This window comes from Campylobacter concisus (assembly GCF_902460625.1).
Taxonomy (GTDB): domain Bacteria; phylum Campylobacterota; class Campylobacteria; order Campylobacterales; family Campylobacteraceae; genus Campylobacter_A; species Campylobacter_A concisus_AD.
Window position 1 is genome coordinate 161809 of sequence record NZ_CABPUT010000003.1, and the last position, 8402, is coordinate 170210.

An 8402-nucleotide genomic window follows, 5' to 3' on the forward strand; every position below is an offset into this window, starting at 1 on the left:
GTTCTAGTTTTATTCTAGATACCAAAAATATAAAAGAGCAAAATGCTATAAATAATGCAAATAAAATTTCTTCATACCTTGATGGTAAAAAATATAAGGATCTCTCTCCAACACAAAAGATTGAGCTTCTAAATTTACTAAAACAAAGTCTAAATGACTATCCAAGAATCTTTAGCGGTGATACTAAATTTGAGTATATAACACTAGATACTTCGTATAAAGGCTTCACTCCAGTTAAAGCACTTTACTATGATTTAAATGCTGATTTTTTCAAAAATACAGTTTTAACTGAAATGGAAAATATACTAAAAAATGAAATTGATCCAGATAAGCTAATAAAAGCATTTTATATGTATGATTCGCTCTTTGACAAAGATTACACAAATGTGGATTTATTTAAAATTTGGATTAGCACAAACTGGGATAAATTTGAAAAATATGGCGTTGCAAAAGATGAATTTTTAGCTCATATTGAGGCTATTTTAAAGGCAGAAAATTTAAATATAACCGCAGATACAGTTGCTCAAAGTATAGCAAATACGAGGCTATCACCTGTCCAAAGAGCACAAAGGCTCTACTATATACTTGAGTTCATATCATTCAAAGACGATAAATCTTTTTACGATATTAAAAAAGATGTTGAAAATTTATACACAGTAGTCCAAGAAAAAGAAGCATTTAAGCCATTTAATAAAATTTATACAAAAGAAAATTTAAGAGATTTCTTGTCAAAGCTTAGCTCAAACATAGATCAAACAGCTGGAATAGAATCTTGGCTAATGGAGACAAATTCTTCTTTAAAAGATATTAGTTCAAATGATAAGAAAGAGCTAAGTATTGCTGTAATAGAGCTTTATTTGCAAAATTATGCTGATAAGTGGAGCCAAATTTTAAGAGAAATAGAACCAAATGAATTTAGCACAAAAAAAGAGGTCATAGAAGAGCTCGACATCTTGTCAAAGAGAGAAAATCCTTTAAATTCTTTAATAAAATTAACTAATCAAAATACAAATTTAAATGATGAGAATTTACTAAAATATATCTATTCTCTAGGATTTGCTTCAAGTGAGATAAAACGTGTTTTCAGTGATTTTAGTGCTAAATTTACCAATTACCATACGTTAAATTCTAATGACTTGCTAGATATTATAAGCAACGATGTAACAAGCGTTTATAAAAAGGTTAGTGACTATAACTTCGAAATGCTTCAAAGTAACGATGATAAAATAGTTTATGCAATAAATGGTATAAAAAATGAAAACGACCCATTCATTGTCTTAAATAATGATGCTAAGAAGCTTCCAGATGAGTTAAATGAATATTATCAAAAGTTATCGACACTTGCATGGAAACAAGTAGAAAATGGCGCTTCAGCGCTTTTATCAACAGCATATAGAGATGATGTTTTTGATGATTTTGAAAGTCTTATCAAGCCATTTTATCCATTTAATGAACAATCTCCAAAGGCTGTCAGTATAGAAGAATTTAAAAGATTCTTTGGTAAAAACGGAACTTGGAATAGCTTTTATGATAGATATCTAAAACAAATCTTAAGTAAAACCGCTGATGGTTATAAAATAAGACCAAAATACGCAAAAGAGCTAAGATTTAGCAGAGATTTCCTTAAAAATATTGCCTATATAGACAGAATTTCAAATTTAATGCTTGATTCAAATGATGAGCTAAAATTAAATTATAATTTAAAAGCTGTCGACTTATCGGCAAATTTTAGCCATATAAATATTAGCTATTCTAATAACTCTTTGATTTATGATCATACAATTGCCTCAAATTTGATAGTTTCAAGCAAAAATTTTGATATATCAACACAGTTTAAATTCAACGCAGTTTCAAGTACTGGAAGCGAGAGAAAAGAGTTAAGCTTTGATGGAGAATGGGGCTGGTATAAGATATTAAAGGCTTCAAATTTTAGTAGTGTTGGCGTTAGTACGCTTAATTTTGATGGTAGAAGAGATTCATATTTTGGCTTTGAAGTAACGCCAAATGGAGGAGAGCTTTTAGAGCTTATGGATATCATACCAACGATAAATTTACCAAAGAAGATGCTTTATTAAGGAAAAAATATGCAACAAATAGCAGCAGTTATACAAAATTACGATAAAGCGTCAAGCTTTTCAGCTCAATTTATCATTTTTGATGAAAATGGTGGTGATATAGGCTCGTTAGATACTACAAAATTTTCTTGTAATGATATGAGTGATTCAATCGCACCAAAACACGCTCATGTTGGATTTGAAGAGGGGGTTTTCACAATTTGTGGCTATAAAGATTGTGAAATTTTTTATAGTGATTCATATTCAAAGCTTCCAGATGACTATGAGAGCGTCATAAATTTGGGCGATGTCTTTAGGATAGGGGAGTTAAAATTTATATTTATAGACCCTTCTAGGATTGATGAATATATAGGGAAAGCCCATAAAATAATAGAAAATACGAAAAATTTTGACAAGCTTGATGATAAACGTTTTGAGCCAGTTGGTAAAATTTCAAATGTTGATTTTAAAGAAGAGCCAAAGATAAACTCATTAATAAATGATAAAAAAGATATCACTTTAAATGAAAATGCGCACGATGCAGTTTTAAATTTAAATGAGATAGCTCAAAATTTTGATGAAGAAGAAAATGCAAATAATCAAAATATGCTTACTGCAAAAAGCATGGATGAGCTTTTGACAAAGATAGTTGAGAGTATAAAATTGCAACCAAATATGAGCCCTATAAGTGAGCAGACTAGGACTTTAAATACAAAAGATATGGAAACAATCATGAAAACTCTTCCTCTTAGTGACTCGACAGAACTAATAAATACTGTTTTGGTTAAGCTTATATGCAAAGAGCTGTATAGCCAAATGTATGATATAGTCGAGAATAACTCATTTTTTAAATATCTTTCAGGAGCCGTACTAAAAAGCACTAAGGAAGATAAGGAAGCGTTTAATTATCTATTGCATAAAGCTCTTCAAAGCTATATGTTAAAAAAGTAATGTTTTTAATAAAACAGAAAGTAAATAAAAGATAGAATAATCCAAACTTTTTAATAGGAGTAAATATGTCACAACCAGTGTATATTAAAGTGAAAGGTTCTACACAAGGACTTATTTCAAGTGGTGCTTCAACAGAAGCTAGTATAGGTAATCGCTATCAGTCAGGTCACGAAGATGAGATCATGGCTCAAGAGGTTTCTCATATAGTAACAGTTCCAACTGATCCACAAAGTGGCCAACCATCAGGTCAAAGAGTCCATAAGCCATTTAGTTTTACTACATCACTAAATAAAGCTGTTCCACTTCTTTACAATGCTTTAACACAAGGTGAAAGACTTCCAGAGGTTGAGATCTATTGGTATAGAACATCAACTAGTGGTGGTGCGGAGCATTTCTTTACTACAAAACTAGAAGATGCAACTATAACAGATATTACTCTAGTAAGTCCAAATGCTCAAGACAAGCTAAACAGCGACAAAACAGAGCTTTTCAAAGTTTCAATGAACTATAGAAAGATAGTTTGGGAACACGTAGCTGCAGGCACAAGCGGAAGCGACGACTGGAGAGAAGCTACTAAAAAAGCTTAAAACCAACCTAGGGTTTACCCCTAGGGTTAATAAAATCATCTTCTAGCTAGAAGGACACAGATGAGCCCTTTTTATCTTTATCTTTTAAATTAACATGATATGTGAAATGCGATATGAAACACCTAGTTATAGTCATATTTCTCATAACATCTTTATATTCACACGAAGCAAATTGTACGGATATGTTCGCTGCTATATTTGATAAAAATGTAAGTGATGAAAATACCACTAAAATCATAGATTACTATATAGACAAGTTTAATTGCGATGCGAATATAACTTTTAAAAGTAATGAACTTAGATATGAGCCAAATTTATTAGAAATCGCCTTTCTAATGAAAAAATTTAAGACTTTTGATGACCTTTTAGATAAAGGCACAAAGCCAAATGGTAGATTAGCTTTTTCTATGGGATCAGAATTTTTATTCTTTTTTCAAGATAATGGAGTTGGATTTGAGAGTAAAACACCTAGCAAGGAGCTACTAGAATTTATAAAAACTCAAAAATATAAAGAATTTAAAGAAAAGAAATTTAAATTAATTAAAAAGCAACTACAATACGGACAAGATCCTAAAGACTACAAATATTTAAAATATATTTTGACACTCATAAATGATGAAAAAGATCTAGATAATTTATTAAAGAACAGAACTCAAAAGGAATTAGTGCAATGAAGCAATTAGCAATAATTATATTTCTCATAACATCTTTATATTCACACGAAGCAAACTGCACGGATATGTTTGGGCTCATTTTTAATAAAAATTTAAGTGACACTGAGACGGCTAAGTATATAAAATACTACATAGATGATCTCGGATGTGATGCTAATGCTAGTATAAATTTACCGAATTTCACAATGAAAGCCAGTTTATTAGAATTTGCATATAGCGCAAATAAGCCTAAAAGTATTGACGAGATTTTAGGAAAAGGTGCAGTACCTAATGTATGGTTGGCTGGTTCAATAGGATTAGACTTTTTACTTTTTTTCGAAGAAAATGGTGTTAAGCTAGAAGGACAGTCACCAAGTCCTGAGCTATTAGAATTTATTAAAACTCAAAAATATAAAGAATTTAAAGAAGAGAAATTTAAGCTAATTAAAAAACTCTTAGAACATGGACAAGACCCAAAAGGCTATATTCTTTTACAGAAAGTACTAACGCTTGTAAATGATGAAAAAGACTTATTGAAATTGTTAAAAAAAGAGAATAAATAATGGATTTATTTAATATAAGCAAGAAGAAACTGGACATAAAAGATAAAATTTCTGAGCCGATAGAAATAGGCGGTGAAACTACGGCAAAAAAGGCTAAAAAAGCTATGGATGATTTTAATAGTTTTTATCCTAAACCTCCAATAGTAGGGAAGATTTTTGATACAGTAACAGAAGTAGCCAAAACCGGGGTTGATACTGATGAAGAAAGAAAATTTAGAATTTACAAGGAAATTAAAGATAAAGGAATATTAGAGGAAACAAAATCGGTATACCAAATTACTGATGCTGATATTAGAGAATTTGAAAAAAGATTACAAGAAGAAGAAAACGAAAAAAGATTGAAAGAGCAACAAATGGACAAAAATTTAACATCACCAACATCATCACTAGCCAAGCCTGTCATGCTAGCATCTAGTAATTCAGTAGCAACAGACGGCTTTGTGGACTACGGCGTATCTAACGATACCTTCTCGACTCTTCAGATAGCAAACGAGTCAAACGATAAATTTATCGTTACACGTGCAGATATTTATGAAAATTTAGAAAGTATATTTAGCATAGAGTGCTTTGCCTATATAAATTTGGTGAAAAACCCGCTTTATGAAAATTTAGACACCATCTACAATAACGATAAAAGCTACTCAAGCATATATAAATATCTTGATAAAAGTATAAAGCTAAGCATAAAAAGGCCTTCTTCAACAAATAAAACCATCGTTCCAGATGGTAGCTCAAACGATATGCACTTTAGTGGAATAGTAAGCGATGTAGAGTATCTTGGCGTAGATGATGAGACTAGTACAAATATAGATAAAAAGTACTTCTTTAAATTTAAGCTAACTTCACCGCTATATAGGCTAAGTATAAATAGAGCAAATAGAATTTATACGGACCAGAGTATCTTAGAAGTAGTAAAGGATATTTTGGCTTTTAATAAACAAAGACTAACCAAAGAGCTGGACTTCTCAAATATCAAAAATAACTACAACAAAAGAGAATTTATAGCCCAGTACAATGAGAGTGATCTAGCTTTCATAACAAGGCTTTGCCATGATAGCGGTATATATTTTTACGAAGATAATGAAAAAATTTACTTTCATGATACATTTATACTAGCTTATAGCAATCAAAATGAAAATTTTACTTCAAGCGATACAAGTAGTGGCAAGGAAGCTAGAAAGGTAAGTTTTAATGTAAATTTGAATAATAATCTAGCAACCGAGCATATAAATAAAATAACAAAGAGCGAAACACTAAAGGCAAATAGCTTTACGCACTCTTTTCAAAATACAGCTTATCCAAATGTGCTGGAGAGTAAAAATGAAAAGATATTTGACGAGCAGGTAAATATCTATGATAAGCATATAAATTTGGACGAGTATTCATTTAGTGATACTAGCTTGCTTGAAGTTAGCACCTACCTTAAGAAACTAAGAAGCGATATGCTTTTAAAAGAATTTACCGCTAGCTCAAATGTATTTGCACTAAATTTAAATGACAATATCTCGGTAGCCATTGACGCTAGCAAGGGCGAATATGAGTTTAAAATAATAGCTTTAAAGCATACTTATATTGATGAGAGCGTTTTAGAAAATACCTTAAATTTGGGCGATAATGTCCCATTTAAAGATAAAAAATTTATAAGCTCATACACAAATGAGATAAGTATCATTCCAAGTAGTGTGAAATTTGTCCCAAGCTACAAACAAAAACCAAAAGCACCAGACATCACGCTAGGTCTTGTAGTCGGTCAAGATGGACTAAACAGCCAAAATAACACGATCCATACTGATAGCTATGGTAGGGTAAAGGTGAGGTTAAATGCTTTTAGTACGCAAGAGATAATCGATAAAGACGACGCTATCAACGCAAGCTATCACAAGAGCGCTTATCTAAGAGTGATAACGCCTATTGCTAGCAATAGCTCAGGATTTTTTGCCATACCAAGGATCGGCGATGAGGTTATCATCTCGTTTTTACAAAATGACATAGACAACCCAGTAGTAAGTGGTAGCCTATATAATGCTTCAAATACGCCACTTGTAAATGTGGATAGCAACTATCACCAAACATCTCTTAGCTCAAAAACAATTGGCGCAAATGAGACCGGCATAAACGAGATCACTTTATCAAATTTAAAAAATAAAGAGCAAATTTATGTAAAAGCAGAAAAGGACTATGACGAGCTTGTAAATAACGACTTTTCTCAAACAATACTAAATGACAAAAGCTCACAAGTGCATGGAAGTTACACCGAACGAGTAAAAAAAGCCCACATTCAGACGATAGATCTAGCAAAAAATGTAAATGTCGGAGGCGAGTATCTAACAACAGTTGGACTTTCAAAAGATACAGTAGTTGGTGTCTCAAATACGCTAAACGTAGCTGTTGATAATAACACAAGAGTAGGTCAAGATAGTCATGAATTTGTAGGACATGATAAATTTGTAGAAGTAAAATCAAATCTTAATACGACCATACATAATGATGAGATGAAAGAGGTAAAAGGCACAAAAGAGCAAAATATAGATGGTGGCTATAAGCTAAATTCACAAAAAGGCATAAATGAATTTAGTAACGAGCATATTGTGCTTCAGGCAAATAGCTACATTGATATAAATGCTAAGTCAAATTTCACAACAAAAACAGCTGCCCAGTACACTGAGATTGCTGATTCAAAATTTAGCAATATAGAGACGACTTATGAGGTAAATGCCAAAGATAAGATAATCCATCAAGTAGGTAGCACAAAAGTAACGATAGAAGGATCAAGCGTCGTGATAGAAGTAGCTGGCGTAAAGGCAATATTTGATAGTAGAGGGCTAAGAGTTATCGGTGGAGATATAAAGGCTTTATAAGATCATATTTAAAGACTTACTTTCTATTTTAGTAGGTCTTTAAATTTTTAAATAAAATCAATTTCTACTAAAATTAATGCTAAGAATTTTAAAGGCAAAGGCTAAATTTTAGGGCTACAATAAAAGATCGTCACACAAAAATTTTTCAACACTGTACCCCAGTACAATAGACATATACTTCTAAAATTTATATAATTCATTCAAAATTTCAAATACTATAAACAATAAGGAGAATATGATGGCTAAAGAAGCCGGAGTAGTTAAAAGCGTAAACGGAGGAATAGCAAGAGCACTTAATGACTTAACAGGAGAGGTAAGACAATTAAGTGTAGGAGATATTGTATACCAAGGTGAAAAGATAGTTACAGAGGGTTCTAACTCTAAAGTAACAATAACTCAAACTGATGGTAAAGATATAACTTTAATAGGTAAAGACACTCTAACTCTAGATCAAGACTCTAACAATAACGAAACAGTAGCTGATATCTCAGCTTTACAACAAGCCATCTTAAAAGGAACAGATCTTAATGCTCTAGAAGAAACTGCTGCAGGTGGTCCACAAGCAGGTGGTAATGGTGGAGATGGCGTAAGCTTATCTTCTACTAGCTTTGCAGAAGGAGGCCACATTAGTAACATAAATGCTAATGTAGGAAGCATAGATGCTTTAGCTCTAGCAGCAGGTGGAGATAATAGCTTTGGTGTAAGTGGTGGAAGTGCTGTTGGGGCTGGAGCAATA

The 8402-nt window shown here is 31.9% G+C and carries 7 protein-coding genes; all 7 read left to right on the top strand.

Features of this window, described 5'->3' with window-relative positions:
* Positions 1 to 2075 (top strand): ImcF-related family protein (locus F3G69_RS02965; RefSeq protein WP_316341840.1); only part of this gene is annotated, 2075 nt, incomplete at its 5' end.
* Between the two features lie 9 nt (positions 2076 to 2084).
* Positions 2085 to 3005, top strand: a complete 921-nt coding sequence (locus F3G69_RS02970; RefSeq protein ID WP_085658348.1) for a hypothetical protein — start codon at positions 2085 to 2087, stop codon at positions 3003 to 3005.
* Positions 3006 to 3070: 65 nt separating this feature from the next.
* Positions 3071 to 3592, top strand: coding sequence for an Hcp family type VI secretion system effector (locus F3G69_RS02975; protein ID WP_054195925.1), 522 nt, complete (start codon positions 3071 to 3073; stop codon positions 3590 to 3592).
* A 182-nt stretch (positions 3593 to 3774) separates the two neighbouring features.
* Complete coding sequence (locus tag F3G69_RS02980; RefSeq protein WP_103600720.1) at positions 3775 to 4266, top strand: hypothetical protein; 492 nt, start codon at positions 3775 to 3777, stop codon at positions 4264 to 4266.
* Positions 4263 to 4808 (top strand): hypothetical protein, encoded by a 546-nt coding sequence (locus F3G69_RS02985; RefSeq protein WP_223155864.1) that lies wholly within the window; start codon positions 4263 to 4265, stop codon positions 4806 to 4808. The genes F3G69_RS02980 and F3G69_RS02985 overlap by 4 nt, the downstream gene beginning before the upstream one ends.
* A complete protein-coding gene (locus F3G69_RS02990) occupies positions 4808 to 7666 on the top strand; it encodes a type VI secretion system Vgr family protein (RefSeq protein WP_188115326.1) in 2859 nt (952 codons plus the stop codon). The genes F3G69_RS02985 and F3G69_RS02990 overlap by 1 nt, the downstream gene beginning before the upstream one ends.
* 238 nt (positions 7667 to 7904) lie before the next feature.
* The coding region (locus F3G69_RS02995; RefSeq protein ID WP_188115327.1) for a retention module-containing protein at positions 7905 to 8402 on the top strand (498 nt) is incomplete at its 3' end.

Excerpts from the sequence above, each read along its gene's own strand:
- F3G69_RS02975 (WP_054195925.1), top strand. The coding sequence starts at position 3,071 with ATGTCACAACCAGTGTATATTAAAGTGAAAGGTTCTACACAAGGACTT.
- F3G69_RS02970 (WP_085658348.1), top strand. The coding sequence starts at position 2,085 with ATGCAACAAATAGCAGCAGTTATACAAAATTACGATAAAGCGTCAAGC.
- F3G69_RS02980 (WP_103600720.1), top strand. The coding sequence starts at position 3,775 with ATGTTCGCTGCTATATTTGATAAAAATGTAAGTGATGAAAATACCACT.
- F3G69_RS02990 (WP_188115326.1), top strand. The coding sequence starts at position 4,808 with ATGGATTTATTTAATATAAGCAAGAAGAAACTGGACATAAAAGATAAA.
- F3G69_RS02985 (WP_223155864.1), top strand. The coding sequence starts at position 4,263 with ATGAAGCAATTAGCAATAATTATATTTCTCATAACATCTTTATATTCA.